Below are 16,667 nucleotides of genomic sequence, written 5' to 3' on the forward strand. Positions count from 1 at the left end.
GAATAACAGAAGTTGTTCGCACGGTAGGGGCGGAAGTGGTATAGAGGTCCGGCCCGGCCGCCCCTCCCGACCCCCGCCCCGCAACTCCCCGTGACCAGGGAAGAGTTGCTTTCGGCCGTCAGGCCTCGGCGCCCGCCTTACGGGTGTGCAGCTGCCGTGCGACCTCGGCGATCGACCCCGACAGGGAGGGGTACACGGTGAACGCGTTCGCGATCTGTTCGACGGTCAGGTTGTTGTCGACAGCAATCGAGATCGGGTGGATCAGCTCGGAGGCGCGCGGCGCGACGACGACACCGCCGACCACGATCCCGGTCCCGGGCCGACAGAAGATCTTGACGAACCCGTCCCGGATGCCCTGCATCTTGGCGCGGGGGTTGCGCAGCAGCGGCAGCTTCACCACCCGGGCGTCGATCTTCCCGCCGTCGACATCGGCCTGGCTGTACCCGACGGTCGCGATCTCCGGGTCCGTGAAGACGTTCGAGGAAACGGTCTTCAGGTTCAGCGGAGCGACCGCGTCACCCAGGAAGTGGTACATGGCGATCCGCCCCTGCATGGCGGCGACGGACGCGAGGGCGAACACGCCGGTGACGTCCCCGGCCGCGTACACGCCGGGAGCGGTGGTCCGCGAGACCTTGTCGGTCCAGATGTGCCCGGAGTCCCGCAGCCTGACCCCCGCCTCCTCCAGCCCCATCCCGGCGCTGTTGGGGATGGCGCCCACGGCCATCAGACAGTGCGACCCGGCGATGACCCGCCCGTCGGCGAGGGTGACCTCGACCCGGTCCCCCACCCGCTTGGCGGACTGGGCACGGGACCGCGCCATCACGTTCATCCCCCGGCGGCGGAAGACCTCCTCGAGCACGGCGGCGGCGTCCGGGTCCTCACCCGGCAGCACCCGGTCGCGCGAGGACACCAGCGTCACCTTGGAGCCGAGCGCCTGGTAGGCACCGGCGAACTCGGCGCCGGTGACACCGGAGCCGACGACGATCAGTTCCTCGGGCAGTTCGTCGAGGTCGTAGACCTGGGTCCAGTTGAGGATCCGCTCCCCGTCCGGCCGGGCGTCCGGCAGCTCGCGGGGGTGCCCACCGGTGGCGACGAGCACCGCGTCCGCCGTGAGGGTCTCCTCGCTGCCGTCGGCGGCGGTGACGACGACCTTCCGGGACCCGTCGAGGGCCTGCATGCCCTCCAGCCGCCCCCGGCCGCGCATGACCCGCGCGCCCGCACGCGTCACGGCGGCGGTGATGTCGTGGGACTGCGCGAGCGCGAGCCGCTTCACACGCCGGTTGACCTTGCCGAGGTCGACGCCCACCACCCGGGCGGCCTGCTCGACATGGGGGGTGTCGTCGGCGACGATGATCCCCAGTTCCTCATAGGACGAATCGAAGGTGGTCATCACCTCGGCCGTGGCGATGAGGGTCTTCGACGGCACGCAGTCGGTGAGCACCGACGCCCCGCCCAGACCGTCGCAGTCGACGACGGTCACCTCCGCGCCGAGTTGCGCGGCCACCAGGGCCGCTTCGTATCCGCCGGGTCCGCCACCGATGATCACGATCCGAGTCACGTACTCCATTGTCCCGCACGCCCCACCCCGCGGCCCCCTCGGGGCCCGCCCCGCGCCCCTTCCGTTACCGGAGTGACGCACGTGCCGCCTGCCGTACCCTCTCCCCATGTCGCTCTACGCCGCGTACGCCGGCAATCTCGACGCGCGGCTGATGACGCGCCGCGCCCCGCACTCGCCGCTGCGCGCCACCGGCTGGCTGAACGGCTGGCGGCTGACGTTCGGCGGCGAGCACCTGGGCTGGGAGGGCGCGCTGGCGACGCTGGTCGAGGACCCGGTCAGCCAGGTCTTCGTCGCGCTGTACGACATCGCCCCGATGGACGAGGAGTCCCTCGACCGCTGGGAGGGCGTGGGCCTGGACATCTACCGCCGCCTGCGCAACGTACGCGTCCACACCCTGGACGGCGAGGAGCAGGCCTGGACCTACGTCCTCGACACCTACGAGGGCGGCCTGCCCTCCGCCCGCTACCTGGGCGAAATCGCCGACGCGGCGGAATCCGCGGGCGCGCCCCACGACTACGTCATGGAACTGCGCAAACGCCCCTGCTGACGGGGGTCTCGTCGAAACCGACAAAACAACAACCGGCATCCCGTGAGGTCTGTCATCTACGCGCGTAGGCCGAGACCGGCTACCCTCATCCCGTGAACGCATCTCTTCTTCCGGACGACATCCAGGGCGACCCCCACGCCGCCGCCGACGCCGCCGCAGCTCGCCTGCGCGAACTCACGGGCGCCGAGTCCCACGACGTCGCCCTCGTGATGGGCTCCGGCTGGGCCCCGGCGGTGGACGCCCTCGGCGCCCCCGAGGGCGAACTCCAGGTCACGGACCTGCCCGGCTTCCCCCCTCCGGCGGTCGCGGGCCACGGCGGCAAGGTCCGCTCGTACCGCATCGGCGACAAGCGTGCCCTGGTCTTCCTCGGCCGCACCCACTACTACGAGGGCCGGGGCGTCGCCGCGGTCGCCCACGGCGTCCGCACCGCCGTCGCCGCGGGCGCCAAGACGGTGATCCTCACCAACGGCTGCGGCGGTCTGCGCGAGGGCATGCGTCCCGGCCAGCCGGTCCTGATCAGCGACCACATCAACCTCACCGCGGTCTCCCCGATCATCGGCGCGAACTTCGTCGACCTCACCGACCTGTACTCCCCGCGCCTGCGCGCCCTGTGCAAGGAGATCGACCCCACGCTGGAGGAGGGCGTCTACGCCCAGTTCCCCGGCCCGCACTACGAGACTCCGGCGGAGATCCGCATGGCCCGGGTCATCGGCGCGGACCTGGTCGGCATGTCGACGGTCCTCGAGGCGATCGCCGCGCGCGAGGCGGGGGCGGAGGTGCTGGGCATCTCCCTGGTGACCAACCTCGCCGCCGGGATGACGGGCGAGCCCCTCAACCACGAGGAGGTCCTCCAGGCGGGCCGCGATTCGGCTACGCGGATGGGGGCGTTGCTGGGGCAGGTGCTGGGGCGCCTGTGACCCGGCGTGTCGGCTGGCCGTGGGTGGGTGCCGCTGCGCCCACCCACGACTGCCCGCAGCGACGGCGGGTACAGCGGCACTGCGACGGCCCGCAGCCAAGCGGGAGGCGGCTGCCCGTGGCTGAGCCGGACGGGCCGACGGGCCGCAGGCGCCGTACTACGGAAGGGGACGTGTCGGGGGGTGTCCGCCCGCGGTGGTTCGCGCGGGAAGCATCCTGAACGCATCCAGTCGGCAGTCCGCGCGGTTCCGAGGACGGACACCCCCCGGCGCGGCCCCGACCCGACCACCGGCGGGCAGCGCTACGCACGCCACGACGCGACCCGCGCAGGCCGCCGCCAGGCATACCCACCACACACCGAGAGGTTGGACCGAACGTGCACGACGATCTGCTCGCACGGGCCCAGGCATGGCTGGCCGAGGACCCCGACCCCGAGACCCGCGACGAGCTGGCCAAGCTCCTTGACGCGGGCGCCACCGACGACCTGGCCGCCCGCTTCAGCGGCACGCTCCAGTTCGGCACGGCGGGCCTGAGGGGCGAACTCGGCGCGGGCCCCATGCGCATGAACCGTTCCGTGGTCATCCGCGCCGCGGCCGGTCTCGCCGCGTACCTCAAGAAGCACGGCCACACCGGCGGCCTCGTCGTCATCGGCTACGACGCCCGCCACAAGTCCCTGGACTTCGCCCGCGACACCGCCGCCGTCATGACCGGCGCCGGACTCAGGGCGGCCGTGCTCCCCCGCCCCCTCCCCACGCCGGTCCTCGCCTTCGCCATAAGGCACCTCGGCGCCGTCGCGGGCGTGGAGGTCACCGCCAGCCACAACCCGCCCCGCGACAACGGCTACAAGGTCTACCTGGGCGACGGCTCGCAGATCGTCCCGCCCGCGGACGCCGACATCGCCGCCGAGATCGGCGCCATCGAGAGCCTCTCCGCCGTCCCCCGCCCCACCACCGGCTGGGACACCCTCGACGACGGCGTCCTCAACGCCTACCTCGCCCGCACGGACGCCGTCCTCACCCCCGGCACCCCCCGCACCGCCCGCACCGTCTACACCGCGATGCACGGCGTCGGCAAGGATGTCCTCCGCGCCGCCTTCGCCCGCGCGGGCTTCCCGGAACCGGCCCTCGTCGCCGAACAGGCCGAGCCCGACCCGGACTTCCCCACCGTCGCCTTCCCCAACCCGGAAGAGCCCGGAGCGATGGACCTCGCCTTCGCGAAGGCCGCCGAGACCGACCCGGACCTCGTCATCGCCAACGACCCGGACGCCGACCGCTGCGCCGTGGCCGTCAAGGACGACGGCGCCTGGCGCATGCTCCGCGGCGACGAGGTCGGCTCCCTCCTCGCCGCCCACCTGGTGAGCCAGAACGCGCGGGGCACCTTCGCGGAGTCGATCGTCTCCTCCTCCCTCCTCGGCCGCATCGCCGAGAAGGCGCACCTCCCCTACGAGGAGACCCTGACCGGCTTCAAGTGGATCGCGCGGGTCGACAACCTCCGCTACGGCTACGAGGAAGCCCTCGGCTACTGCGTCGACCCCGACGGCGTACGCGACAAGGACGGCATCACCGCGGCCCTCCTCGTCACGGAACTGGCCTCCGTCCTCAAGGAGGACGGCCGCACCCTCCTCGACCTCCTCGACGACCTCGCCGTGGAGCACGGTCTGCACGCCACGGACCAGCTCTCCGTCCGCGTCCAGGACCTGTCGGTCATCGCCGACGCCATGGCCCGCCTGCGCGAGCACCCGCCGACCCGGCTCGCGGGCCTGCCCGTCACCCGGGCCGAGGACCTCACCCGGGGCACGGCCACCCTGCCGCCCACGGACGGCCTGCGCTACACCCTCGACGGCGCCCGGGTCATCGTCCGTCCGAGCGGCACGGAGCCGAAGCTGAAGTGCTACCTGGAGGTGGTGGTCCCGGTCTCCGGCCACACCGCGCTCCCGGCGGCCCGCGCGAGGGCGACGGACCTCTTGACGGCACTCAAGCGCGACCTCGCGACGGCGGCGGGGATCCAGGGCTGACCCCGTATCAGCCGCTCACCCGGCCGTCGTACCGTCCGGGCTCTCCACCGGGGTCGGCGACACCGTGGACGGCTCGGGCACGGGGACGCTCTCCGACACGGACGGCTCGGGGTCCGGACCGGTCGGGGTGGGCGTCCCGGAGGGAGACGGCTCGGCGGACGGCCCCGCGGTCGGCTCCGTGGCGGAGGGACTCACGGTCGGCCGCGCCGACGGGGAAGAAGACGGCGAGGACGAAGGCGCGGGAGACACGGACGGAGACGGAGAGGCGGAGTGGGACGGCGACGGTGACGGAGCCCCGGGCCGATCGGCCCCACCCCGCCCCGGCTCCCCGCCTACGCTCCCGCCCCCGTCTTCGTCCCCGCCCCCGTCTTCGTCCCCGCCCCCAGGTCGGGCCGCCCCGGGACTCACCGGCACCACACCCGCCCCGTCCGGAACCGTGTGCACACCCCGCAGATAGAACTCCATCCACCCCAGCACCAGGTTCAGATAGTCGCGGGAGTGGTTGTAACTGAGGACGGCCCGCTCCAGCCCCGCCCCCGTCCGCAGATCCCGCTCACCGGCACACAGATAGTGCCCCGCGGCCAGCGCCGCGTCGTGGACGTTGTTGGGGTCGGCGGCCCCGTCGCCGTTCCCGTCCGCTCCCCACGCCTTCCAGGTGGTCGGCAGGAACTGCATGGGCCCGACGGCCCGGTCGTAGACCGCGTCACCGTCCCAGGCGCCGTCCTCGCTGTCGAGGATGAGGGCGAAGCCGTTGCCGTCGAGAGCGGGCCCGGTGATCCGGGTGAGCGTGTCACCGTTCGCCGCGACGGCGCCACCGCCCGCGTGCCCGGACTCCACCTTGCCGATCGCGGCGAGCAGTTCCCACCTCAGCCCGCACCCGGGATCCGTACGGCCGACGGACCGCGCGGCCTTCCGGTAGGCGGCGAAGACGGTCGTCGGCAACCCCGCCGCCACGGCACCCCGCCGCTCCGAGGCCGCCGAGCCGTCCGAGGCCTTCGAGAGCCCCTCACCCCACACCTTCTCCGCAGCCGTGACCCCCTCCAGCGGCGGCAGCCCGACGTGGTACGAGCCGTCACCCTGGGACGGCACGTCCGGCAAGGGGGCGTCGGGGGCCACGAACCCGCCGGGTACTCGTACCTCGTCGTCCGTCGGTGATCCCGCGACCACCGGGGACCCCGGCCCGGACGACCCAGCGGTGAGCAGTGCCGTGACGAGGGTGGCGGCCGTGGCGACGACGGTGCCCCGCACGCCACGACGGGCGGCACCGCTGAACGGACTGGGCATGGGCGGACTCCTGACGTCGGACGTTCTGGGGCGGGGACTGCACGCGGACCGGGCGGACGGGATCAGCCGAACCGCCCGTTCACGTAGTCCGCCGTGCGGGAGTCCTGCGGGCTGCCGAACATCGCGTCCGTCGGCCCGTGTTCGACGATCACGCCCGGTGTCCCCTGTTCCGCGAGGAAGAACGCGCACTGCTGGGAGACCCGGGCCGCCTGCTGCATGTTGTGGGTGACGATGACGATGGTCACCTCGCCCGACAGTTCGTGGATGGTCTCCTCGATCCGCCGTGTGGAGGTCGGGTCGAGCGCCGAGCACGGCTCGTCCATCAGCAGCACCCGGGGCCGTACCGCCAACGAACGCGCGATGCACAGGCGTTGCTGCTGGCCGCCGGAGAGGGCGCCGCCGGGCTGCCGCAGGCGGTCGCGGACCTCCTTCCACAGACCTGCCTTGGTGAGGCACTCCTCCACCAGCCAGTCCTTGTCCGCCTTGCCCGCCTTGATGCCGCCGAGCTTCAGCCCGGCGGTGACGTTGTCGTAGATGGACATCGCGGGAAAGGGGTTGGGCTTCTGGAAGACCATGCCGATCTGGCGGCGGGCGTGGGTGATGCGGCGGCCACGGTCGTAGATGTCGTCGCCGTCGAGCAGGACCCGGCCCGCGAGGGAGGCGGAGCCGACCAGTTCGTGCATGCGGTTGAGGATCCGCAGGAAGGTGGACTTGCCGCAGCCGGAGGGGCCGATGAGCGCGGTGACCATGTGGGCGGGCATGGTGAGCGAGACCCGTTCCAGGACCTTGTGGTCGCCGAACCAGGCGGAGATGGCGTCGGCCTCCAGGGTGGCCGGGTTGCCCACCGCGCCGGTGCCGCGCGGCGCCCTGTCGGCCACGGCGGCCTTCGTCCGCCGGGTGGGGTCGAGGATCTCGTCGACGAGCGTGTCGGCGGTGTCGGACATGATGGCGTGACTCCTCGTCAGAGCGGCGTTCAGATCAGGTTGGGCAGCAGCCGGGTGGCGGCGCCGGAGACGGCGAGGCCGAGGGCGGCCAGCACGGGCGCGCCGACGATCCAGGTCTGCCACCGGCCCCACACGCGGTAGGCGGCCATCGTGAGCAGCGCCGCGGCCAGCAGCGCCTGCGACCACAGGAAGACCGGCAGCCAGGCCGCGCCCTCGGTGCCCAGGGACTGCTCGGACTCGTCGATCCAGCCGGGGGCCAGCGGGCGCGGCGGGGCGGGCTGGACGTCGCTCGTCAGTTCGGCGTCGACGCGCAGGGTCCCGGACGGGGTGTAGGGGCCGCCCTCCGCGGTGATGAGGGTGAGCCTGCCCCGGCCCTCCGCCAGTACGGGAGGCAGCGGGTCGCCCTCGCGGCGGACGGCGGTGACCCGGTAGACGGCGGTGCCCTGGCCGGTGGTCACCCGGATCTCACTGCCGGGCGGTAGCTGGTGCAGGTCGTTGAAGGGGCTGCCGTACCCCCACTGACGGCCCATGATCACGCTGGTGCCCGCCTGGCCGGGCAGCGGGGTGTCCCGGCGGTGTCCGGGGCCGGACATCAGCACACCGGAGGTGGTGCCCTCGCCGACGACCTCCTTCAGGCCCAGCACCGGGATGCGCAGCAGCCCCACGGGGGCGCCGGGTGCCAGCAGGTCGCCCTCGTACGTCCGCTGGCCCACCGGGGCGATCCCGAGGGCGAGCTGGCGGCGCAGCTCGTCGTAGGCGGTCTCCTGGTCGCGGGCGTGCTGGAGGTGGCCGACGAGGGTGAGGTTGGCGGCGAAGCCGAGCAGCAGGGAGGCGAGCACGCACAGCGCGGCCCCGGCGAACGCCAGGCCGGGCCGCTCGCGCACCGTCCGCCGTGCGGTGGCGGGCGCGGGGGGCGGGGCCGGGGCCGGTGGTGCCTCGGCCGGCGGGGGCGGGGTCAGCACGGTCACGGGGTGCGCTCCTGGGAGAGGCGGGAGGGGAAGTCGTGGACGGGGAGGTGCGGGCGGCGCGGCCCGAAGCGCGCGCCGCCCGTCGCTGCCCGGGAGCCGCTACGCGCGGGGCTCGCCGAAGTGCAGCAGCCCGTTGCGGCGGCCGAACCGCACGAAGAACACACCGGCCGCGACGAGGACGATGGCGCCGATGCCGGAGATGAGCGCGAGCTGGCTGCCGGTGGAGGCGAGGCCACCGGTGGGCGAGGGGCCGCCCGTGCCGCCCGTGCCGCCGGAGTCGCCGCCGGTGCCGGACGGGTCACCGGTGGGGTCGTCGGTCGGGTCGTCCGTGGGGTCGTCGGTCGGATCGTCGGTCGGGTCGTCGGAGGGGTCGTCCGACGGGTCGTCGCTCGGCGACGGGGACTCGGACGACGACGGCTCGTCCAGGGTGAAGGTGACCACGCCGACGGAGTTCAGGCCCCCGCAGTCCGGCGCGGGGTCCCAGCCGTTCGGGCCCGCCACCGCGTCGTCGGGCACGGTCAGCTCCGGCCAGGTCACCGTTCCCTCGGCATCCGCCGTCGCGTCGGGGAACCGGGCCTCGCTGTTCTCGAGGGACATGGTGAGGGTGGCGCCCGGCTCACACCCACGGATGATGATCTTCACCGACTGGCCGCGCTCCAGCGTGGGATTGAGCGGCAGCCGCTGTCCCGACTCGTCGTGCATCTCCCAGCGCGGCAGTTGCACGGTCACGGTGTACGGCTCCAGGGACTCCGACGCCCCCCACGCGGCGCTGTCGGTGGGCGTGAAGCGGGCGACGATGTCGTGTCGTCCCACGGCCAGCGTGGACACCGTCAGTTCGGCCCTGCCACCGGAGACGGCGGCCTCGCCCAGCGAGGTGTCGCCGTCCAGGAAGGTGACGCTGCCGACCGCCTCCGCGGGCGAGACGGTGGCGCTCAGCTTGGCCGCCCCTCCGGGCTCGATCACCTGTGGTTCGGCCGCGACCGTGACACTGGTGGCCTCCGCGCCCTCACCGACCGCCCAGGTGTCGCCGGTGACGGTGATCTTCTGGGTCCAGTACGGGTCACCGGGGACGATCGAGTCCGGCGGCACGGCCCAGTCGTAGTTGTCCACGCACCGCACGCGCAGCTCGTAGGTGCCGTCGCCGGTGATGACGCCTTCCAGGGAGTTCACCGCGAGGCCCGGGTTGTCCGTGGCGGACAGTGAGATGTCCGAGGTCGTCGCCCCCGTGTACGGGCCGCCCTCGGTGATGCCGCCGAGGGCCACCGCCTCGGTGCCGTCGGCCTTCACCACGTACAGGTTGAGGACGCTGTTCCAGTTGATGTCCTCGATGGTGGCGTCGGGACACGCACCCGGAATGCCGAGGGCACCTGCCAACGGCTGCGGGTCGCTGAGCTGCCCGGTGCCGGGCGTCAGGGTGAACTCACCGAGGGACGCGGCCCGGGCAGGCTGGGACTGGGACATGGCCAGGGCCACCAGGCTCACGGCGAGCAGAGCGCAGGCGGCCAGTACGGCGGCCGTTCTTCGCAAGGGATGCGGTACTGACATTTCGTAGCCCCCCGGGGGCGGTCGACGGTCGGACAGGGACAGCACGTCGGGCCGGGCACCTGGGAGGTGCCCGGCCGTCACGCGTGGTTCACAGGACGATCACTGGTCAGCGCTCGGCCTTCAGGGTCACGGCGCCGCAGTTAGCGACGGTGCCGAAGCCGTAGTTGGTGATCGTGGTGGACGCGGCGCAGACCTTGGAGGTCGAGCCCTGGAAGGTCTCGATGATGACGGCGTTGGGGTTCGCGCCACCGGTCAGCTTCGCGGTCTCGACGACGTTGTAGACGTCACGCAGGAAGTTCGGGGTGAAGCCGGTGTTGAGCGCGAGCGCGGTGCCCGAGCCCGTGGTCGGGGCGGTGCCGTTGATGCTGCGCAGCCGCGACTCGCCGCGCCGGTTGGGGACGTCGGCGAAGCCCTTGCCCTGCGCGATCCACTGGGCGATCGAGTACGGCATGATCTGGTTGCCGTTGGCGATGGCGACGCCGTCGTGCTCCTGGACGTTGCCGTTGACGCAGGAACCCAGCTGGGCCTCGGTGACACCGATGGCCTGCAGCCAGAAGGCGCGGGTGCCGGAGCCGGACTGGGGCAGCAGCGGCTGGGCGTTCGGGTACGCCGTGGAGGTGCACTTGTAGATGTCGGCGAGCTGCGCCGTGGTCAGGTTGGTCGGCAGGGTGCTGCCCAGGTCGGTGGCGTAGGTGACACCGTCCTTGGCGAAGGGGATGAAGGTCAGGTGGTTGGTGCTGGTGTCGGCCGGACCGCGCGAGGAGCGGGCGAAGTCGACGCAGTTGACCAGGGCGTTGTCGATGTCCGCGTTCAGCGCGTTGATACCGGCGGAGGAGCCGTTGGGACGGGCCACGCTGTCGCAGCCGGTCGCCTTGGTCTTCACCGTGGCGGTGCCGGTGGCGTTCCAGGACGCGATGATCTTGCCGTTGGCGTTGGTGACGGCCTCGCCCAGGCCGTTGACGACGTACTGCGTGGTGTCGGAGCCGACGCCCGCCAGCTGACGGTAGTCAGTGACCGGGCTCGGGTCCGCCGACGCGGGAGCCGCCAGGATGCCGAGACCGAGAGCCGCGGCGCCGACAACGGCACCGATCTTGGCGCGAGACTTGACGTTCACTTCTGAACCCCTTGTTTTGGATTACTGAAAGCTGGACGTTCAAGCTGAATCCGGATTCTCTTGCTGCCGACCCGTCGACCGGCCACGCAATACATTTCCAAATTTCCTTACCGCGGCCAACCAATTCCCCAAGAGGGGAAGGTTACGAGCAAGCTTCCTAGATGTCTCCTAGGGAGTCCGCCGATGGGCGAAACGCAGCATCACCGGACCCGAAAGTCCCGCCGCCCCACCGATGAAGAGAACCACCAGAAGAATCCAGCGAATAATTCCCAGTACGTCTTTGGGGGTGAATCCGCTCGCTTCCGCGACCTTCTGCTGTGCCTCCGGGGAGGCGGACGCGTCCGCGTCGGCCGCCGCGGGACCGGATGCCGACGGATCGGCGCCCGGACCGCCGTCGCCGCCCGTGCCACCGCCCGCCGCGCCGCCGCCCGTGCCGCCCGCGGTGGCGCCGCCCGCCGCGCCGAGCCCCGCTGAGCCGCCCCCTCCGGCGCCGCCGTCCGAGCCGCCCGACCCGCCCGGTCCCGGGGGCTCGTCGCTCGTGCCCCGCTCCAGCGCGTCCGCGGCCTGCGCGGCCCGGGTGCGCAGCGCGGTCGGCAGGGGCGCGTACCCCGGTGGCAGCTCGCCCGCCGCGACGCCCGTCGTCTGGCCCGGCCCCGCGGCGTAGCGGATGAACTCCGCGTACGCCTTGCGGGTCCCGGCGCCCTGGCCGGTCGAGGCCGCCGCGTAGGCCACCGCCGTCAGCGGGTACGCCCCGCCCTTGGCGCGGGCCGGATCCGGCGCGAGGACGGCGGCGTCCACGGACGACGGCCGCAGGGCCGCGGCGCCCGCCGTGAGCGAGTCGGCCGAGGGTTCGACGAAGGTGCCGTCGGCGTTGCGCAGGGCGGCCGTGGCCAGTCCGTAGCGCTCCGCCGACACCGCGTCCACGATCGCCATCACCGCGCGGCGGCCCGACACGGGAGGGTCGTTGATGAGCTTGGCGGGCACCTGGCCATCACCCGGCGCCCACTGGATGGTGCGGTTGTTGTTGCCACGGCGGGTGCGTACGGCACCGTCGTGCAGGTCGGACGTGTAGGGGTCGAGGTCGGTGATCCCGTAGGTGAGCGGGGGCGTGCTGTTGGCCAGTGCCGGTGTCGTCGTGGGGTCCACCTTGGGGAAGTCGGCCAGCGTGGTGTTCTCCGCCAGGTTCAGGTCCTCGAAGTGCGGGTTGATCCGCGTTCCCCAGGCGTCGGGCTGTCCGGCGAGGAATTCCTTGGCCTCCTGGTCCGACTGGAGCCAGTTCCAGATCAGCCGGGTGGTGTCGGAACTCTGCAACGGCACCATCAGGGTCCGCAGCTGGCGTGCGTCCACCTCGGGGAATTCGGGGTTGACTTTCTTGAATTCCTCGTCGTCGAGGATGGACGCGGGGTTTCCCCGCACATGTTCGGGGGGCTCGGCCAGACTCACGTCGTCCGTATAGGAATGCGTGAGCATTTTCGCCACGAGCCGCGGTGTGAGTTTCATGTCCTGCACCACGCCGGACGGGGTTTCGACGAAGAACACGATCGCGAGTCCCGACACCGCCACCGGCGCGTGCACGATGTCCGGCGCGCCCTCCGCCTGGGCCACCGGGTCGACGGTGAAGCCCAGCACGGGTGTCTCCTCGGAGGTGCTCAGCACCTCGTTCCTGGCCTCTTCCTCCCCCCGCTGGGTGAAGGCGTAGGCCCGGTCCGCGACCGAGCACAGCCTCGGCTGCCAGGAGGTGACGGCGTCGGTGACCAACTCCGAGCCGGACATGGGCAGTTCCGCCTGGCCCGCGGTGCAGAACTCGCCGACCGGCTGGAAGTCGAGCGGTACGACCATCCGCTGCGCCCAGTTCGTCGTGGACAGCGGCGAGGACGACAGGTGCGGGGACCGGCCGTCACCCGGGTTCGTGACGTCCGTCCCGTCGGCCTCGTGGACCCCGCGGGGCACGATGACCAGCCAGCACCGCCGGGGGTCGGGGGCGCCACCGGCGCGGGCGGTGTCCGTGCCGCAGCCGAGGTGGGGCGCTTCGATGCCGTCCTGCACCTCGAAGGTGACCTCGCCGCGGCCGTTGCCGAAGGTCCGGTTGGCGACCTGCTCGTTGGTGTCCAGCGGACCGAAGTAGGTGGGGTCCCGCTCGGAGGTGGTGGCCGGGAGACCGCCGACCGGCTGGAACGGGACGAACGCGCGGGAACCGGTGTACTCCGTCTCGTCCGGGTCGTTGCCGTAGGTGTCCTGGTCCGTGTTGACGCCCCGGGAGGTGGTGAAGGCGCCCGGGACCGACCCCGTGCCGGTGCCGCCGAGGACGCACTGCTCCCGGTCCGGCCCGTCCGGGTCGTCCCCCCAGCACTGCATGATCTGGAGGAAGTTGTAGTTGAAGGTGCCCGCCGGAGTGGGCTCCCCGCCCTCCCAGGTGATCCGCACGCCCTGCGAGCGCAGCTCCCGGGTCTGGTGGACGGTCACCTTCAGGTCGGAGAAGTCGTCGTACTCGCCCTTCTTCCCGGTCACCGTGACCGCGGAGCCGTCGGCCGCCTGGGCGGTCGTGGTCGCGGACGGCAGCGGCAGCAGGGCCACCACGAGCCCGGCCAGCAGACAGGCCACCCCGCCGCGCACACGCGGCCGGGCCCGGGTCCCCGCGCCCGTCATGCCGCACCCCCGCCGCGCCGGGCCCGGCCCGCCATCAGCCGGGCGACCAGCGGTGGCCCGATCACGATGCCGACCAGCAGGACGGCCGACAGTGCCATCAGGGCGGTGCGCAGTCCGAGGGCGTCGCCGGAACCGAGGGTGACCGGGTTGGCGACGACGGAGCTGTCCCCGGCGGCCTGTTCGGCGTTGAGCACCTCACCGGTGTCGGGGTCGACGACCGTCCCGCCGGTGGTGTCGCCGGTGCCGCCGCTCGATCCCGCCCCGCCGGTGTCACCGGCGCCGCCGGTCGTGCCGTCGCCTCCCGTCGCGCCGGAACCTCCCGTCGTACCGGAGCCGCCGGTCGACCCGCCGCCGCCCGAACCCGAGCCGGAGCCCGAACCGGAGCCCGAGCCGGAGCCGCCACCACCGCCGCTGCCGCCGCTCGGCGAGGTGGGCTGCTTGGCACCGCCGGTGCCGGTGGCGCACTGGTCCGCGCCCTTCTTGTCGCACGCCTGCGGATACGGGGCGTTCCTGGCGAGCACGTTCGTCCCGTCGGAGGAGAACGTCGGGTTGTTGCACTTGCGGATGTTGATGTTCTCGGTCTCCGCGCCGGGGATCTTGCGCACCTGCTCCATGGCCGCTTCCACCAGGTTGATCGGCAGCGGTGAGTAGCCGAGCCGGTCGGCCTGCTGCTGGCCCTCGCAGAGGAAGTAGTTGCTGAACGCGCTCAGCGAGGCGCCCTTGGCCTTGGTGAAGCCCATCTCCTCCCTGGTCGGGATGATCATGTAGCTGTAGCTGGAGAGGGGGTAGGTGCGCCGGTCGGAGTAGGAGTAGACGCCGTCGAGGTTCTGCGTCAGATAGCTCGCGGAGCGCGGGTCGTTGTTGATGCGGGCCTTGGTGAGCGCGACGGCCACACTGGAGGCGGTCGGCTCGACGTAGTAGCCCGACCGGTTGAGGACCTTGGCGACGGGGAAGCCCGCGTTCCTGGCGTAGGAGTACTCGACGTAGGTGATGGCGCCCTCGGCCTGCGGCTGCTTGGTGTAGCCCGCGACGCCGAGCGAGCCGGACTGGGCGACGAAGCCGGAGCCGGGGATGTTGGGGAAGTACGACGTCAGACCGCACGGCGTGGGCTTGTTGGCGCGGCGGCAGTAGTCGTTCCACAGGCTGCCGTACTGCTTGGACATCCACAGCGTGAACTGGGCGGTCGTACCGGAGCCGTCGGAGCGCACGACCGGCACGATCCGGCGGGCCGGGAGGGCCAGCTTGGGGTTGTCCGCCCTGATCTCCGGCGCGTTCCACATGGTGAGCTTGCCGGTGAAGATCTTGGTGAGGACCTCGCCGGAGAGCCGCAGGTTGGTGACCTGCCTGCCGCCGATCTTCAGGTTGTACATGAACGACGTACCACCGGCCACGATCGGCATGTACGCGTACTTGCGCCGGGGCGGGGTGTCCGTGGTGCCGAACTCGGTGAGCCCGTACGGGATCTCGGAGACGCCGAAGTCGGAGGTCCCGTTGGCGAACTGGTTGCGGCCGACCGTGGAGCCGACCGAGGAGTAGTTGACCGTGATGCCCAACTGCTTGGAGTTGCGGCGCCACTGCTCGATGGCGTTGGCGCTCCAGGTCGAGCCGGAGCCGCTGATCTTGACGTAGGTGGCCGCGAAGGCGCCCGGCGGATGGACGGCCAGCAGCACGCACACCAGGGCGACGAGCAGCGCCAGCCCCTGGGACACGCGCACGGCGCGCGGGCAACGGACAGGTGCGGGTATCACGGGGTGCTCCTCGTCGGTGCGGGACTCGTCGGTGCGGAACTCGTCGGTGCGGAACTCATCGGTGCGGAGCGGTCTGACGGCTGGCCCGCGGTGGCGCGCGCCGCGAAGCGCCGGGCGTCCCGGCGCGAGGCCCGGACCCGGCGGTGCTCCTGGCGGCGGGTCAGCTGGCCCGGTCCCCGGCCGCCGATGACACGGGCGATGACGAACAGGATCAGCACCAGCACCAGCAGCACCGACCCGGTGCCGAAGCCGCGGGCGATGTAGGTCGGCTCGGGGGACTTGACGAGTTCGAAGGTCGCGAGCGGCAGCGACACCATCGGGCCCTCGAACGGGTTGGTGTTCATCTCCGCGGTGAACCCGGCGGTCAGCAGCACCGGCGAGGTCTCCCCGATGCCGCGGGCCGTGCCGAGGATGACCGCCGTGGTCAGTCCGGACCGGGAGGTGGGCAGCACCACGTGCCACACGGTGCGCCACCGCGAGGTGCCGAGCGCGTACGACGCCTCGCGCAGGGTGCCGGGCACCAGCCGGATCACCACGTCCGCCGCGCGGATGATGATCGGCAGCATCATCACCGAGATCGCGAGCGCCGCGGCGAGCCCGGACCGTTCGAAGCCGAGGCCCAGGATGAAGGTGGCGTAGATGAACAGACCGGCCACGATGGACGGCAGCGCGGTCATCGCCTCGACGATGGTGCGGACGAACCGGCTGAACGGGCCCGGCACCTCGTTGAGGAAGACCGCGCAGATCAGCCCGACCGGGATGCAGAGCGCCAGGGCGATGCCGATCTGCCACAGCGTGCCGACGACGGCGTGCAGGATGCCACCGACGCTGAGCGGCTCGACCGGGCCCGCGTCGGACATCGACTGGGTGTAGAAGTTCAGGTGTGGCAGCGCCTCGCGGCCCTCGTAGAAGGTGTAGACGACCGCGAAGACGAGCGAGGCCAGCATCACCAGCCCGATGCCCCGGATGATCCCCGCGGCCACCCGGTCCCGGACCGCGGGACCGTCCTCGTCGAACGAGACCAGCAGCGCGTAGGTGCCGAGGAAGAGCACGGCCGCGATGACGACGAACCCGAGCGTGCCGTTGAACGGCAGCAGCCGTTCGTAGATCACTAAGGTCACCGCGAGGGCGGCGGCGCCCGCGCCGAGCATCGCGTAGACGTCGGTGGCCCGCAGCAGGGACAGGTTGCGGCGGGACTCGCTGGGTGCGGCGGGGCCGAGGGTGCTGCGGGGTGCGGGCAGGGTGGTCGCGGGGGGCGTGGTGGTCACGGTGCCCGTGGTGCTGGGCGCGGGCGGTCGGGCGTGGTCCTGGCGGCCGGGCCCGGTGCCCGGCCCCGGCTCCCCCGGCGGTGGGCTCTGTGCGGCGGTGACGGTCATCTGGCTCG

12 protein-coding genes are annotated in these 16,667 nt (G+C 72.2%); 3 read left to right on the forward strand and 9 right to left on the reverse strand.

Annotated elements, in window-relative coordinates:
• Positions 1-118: 118 nt before the first annotated feature.
• Positions 119-1,666, reverse strand: coding sequence for an NAD(P)H-quinone dehydrogenase (locus tag ACFVQG_RS20900; protein ID WP_383385164.1), 1,548 nt, complete (start codon positions 1,664-1,666; stop codon positions 119-121).
• Here ACFVQG_RS20900 and ACFVQG_RS20905 point away from each other — a divergent pair.
• The 3 genes from ACFVQG_RS20905 (at position 1,665) to ACFVQG_RS20915 (ending at position 5,034) form a co-directional block, all read left to right on the forward strand.
• Positions 1,665-2,105 (forward strand): gamma-glutamylcyclotransferase, encoded by a 441-nt coding sequence (locus tag ACFVQG_RS20905; protein ID WP_383385167.1) that lies wholly within the window; start codon positions 1,665-1,667, stop codon positions 2,103-2,105. The genes ACFVQG_RS20900 and ACFVQG_RS20905 overlap by 2 nt on opposite strands.
• 92 nt (positions 2,106-2,197) lie before the next feature.
• Entirely contained in the window at positions 2,198-3,022 is an 825-nt protein-coding gene (locus ACFVQG_RS20910) for a purine-nucleoside phosphorylase (RefSeq protein WP_383385170.1), read from the forward strand.
• Positions 3,023-3,396: 374 nt separating this feature from the next.
• A complete protein-coding gene (locus ACFVQG_RS20915) occupies positions 3,397-5,034 on the forward strand; it encodes a phospho-sugar mutase (protein WP_383385173.1) in 1,638 nt (545 codons plus the stop codon).
• Between the two features lie 15 nt (positions 5,035-5,049).
• On the opposite strand, the gene ACFVQG_RS20920 is transcribed toward ACFVQG_RS20915, so the two are convergent.
• From ACFVQG_RS20920 to pstA, 8 genes are all read right to left on the reverse strand, one after another.
• Positions 5,050-6,318, reverse strand: a complete 1,269-nt coding sequence (locus tag ACFVQG_RS20920; protein WP_383385176.1) for a lytic murein transglycosylase — start codon at positions 6,316-6,318, stop codon at positions 5,050-5,052.
• Between the two features lie 62 nt (positions 6,319-6,380).
• On the reverse strand, positions 6,381-7,262 hold the full coding sequence (locus ACFVQG_RS20925; RefSeq protein ID WP_383385178.1) for a phosphate ABC transporter ATP-binding protein: 882 nt from the start codon (positions 7,260-7,262) through the stop codon (positions 6,381-6,383).
• Between the two features lie 29 nt (positions 7,263-7,291).
• Complete coding sequence (locus ACFVQG_RS20930) at positions 7,292-8,230, reverse strand: sortase (RefSeq protein WP_383385180.1); 939 nt, start codon at positions 8,228-8,230, stop codon at positions 7,292-7,294.
• A gap of 99 nt (positions 8,231-8,329) precedes the next feature.
• A complete protein-coding gene (locus ACFVQG_RS20935) occupies positions 8,330-9,775 on the reverse strand; it encodes an Ig-like domain-containing protein (RefSeq protein ID WP_383385183.1) in 1,446 nt (481 codons plus the stop codon).
• A 106-nt stretch (positions 9,776-9,881) separates the two neighbouring features.
• Positions 9,882-10,889 carry a hypothetical protein gene (locus tag ACFVQG_RS20940; protein ID WP_383385186.1) on the reverse strand — a complete coding sequence of 336 codons (1,008 nt, stop codon included), beginning with the start codon at positions 10,887-10,889 and terminating at the stop codon, positions 9,882-9,884.
• Positions 10,890-11,057: 168 nt separating this feature from the next.
• Complete coding sequence (locus tag ACFVQG_RS20945; RefSeq protein ID WP_383385189.1) at positions 11,058-13,535, reverse strand: hypothetical protein; 2,478 nt, start codon at positions 13,533-13,535, stop codon at positions 11,058-11,060.
• Positions 13,532-15,283, reverse strand: a complete 1,752-nt coding sequence (gene pstS, locus ACFVQG_RS20950) for a phosphate ABC transporter substrate-binding protein PstS (RefSeq protein ID WP_383385192.1) — start codon at positions 15,281-15,283, stop codon at positions 13,532-13,534. Before pstS ends, ACFVQG_RS20945 begins: the two co-directional genes overlap by 4 nt.
• Positions 15,280-16,659: a phosphate ABC transporter permease PstA gene (gene pstA / locus ACFVQG_RS20955; RefSeq protein ID WP_383385195.1), complete on the reverse strand. Its 1,380-nt coding sequence runs from the start codon at positions 16,657-16,659 to the stop codon at positions 15,280-15,282. Before pstA ends, pstS begins: the two co-directional genes overlap by 4 nt.
• Positions 16,660-16,667 lie beyond the last annotated feature (8 nt).

The organism is Streptomyces sp. NPDC057877 (genome assembly GCF_042796855.1).
Classification (GTDB): domain Bacteria; phylum Actinomycetota; class Actinomycetes; order Streptomycetales; family Streptomycetaceae; genus Streptomyces.

Coding starts and splice junctions, on each gene's coding strand:
- ACFVQG_RS20905 (WP_383385167.1), top strand. CDS start 1,665: ATGTCGCTCTACGCCGCGTACGCCGGCAATCTCGACGCGCGGCTGATG.
- ACFVQG_RS20900 (WP_383385164.1), bottom strand. CDS start 1,666: ATGGGGAGAGGGTACGGCAGGCGGCACGTGCGTCACTCCGGTAACGGA.
- ACFVQG_RS20920 (WP_383385176.1), bottom strand. CDS start 6,318: ATGCCCAGTCCGTTCAGCGGTGCCGCCCGTCGTGGCGTGCGGGGCACC.
- ACFVQG_RS20925 (WP_383385178.1), bottom strand. CDS start 7,262: ATGTCCGACACCGCCGACACGCTCGTCGACGAGATCCTCGACCCCACC.
- ACFVQG_RS20935 (WP_383385183.1), bottom strand. CDS start 9,775: ATGTCAGTACCGCATCCCTTGCGAAGAACGGCCGCCGTACTGGCCGCC.
- ACFVQG_RS20945 (WP_383385189.1), bottom strand. CDS start 13,535: ATGACGGGCGCGGGGACCCGGGCCCGGCCGCGTGTGCGCGGCGGGGTG.
- pstA (WP_383385195.1), bottom strand. CDS start 16,659: ATGACCGTCACCGCCGCACAGAGCCCACCGCCGGGGGAGCCGGGGCCG.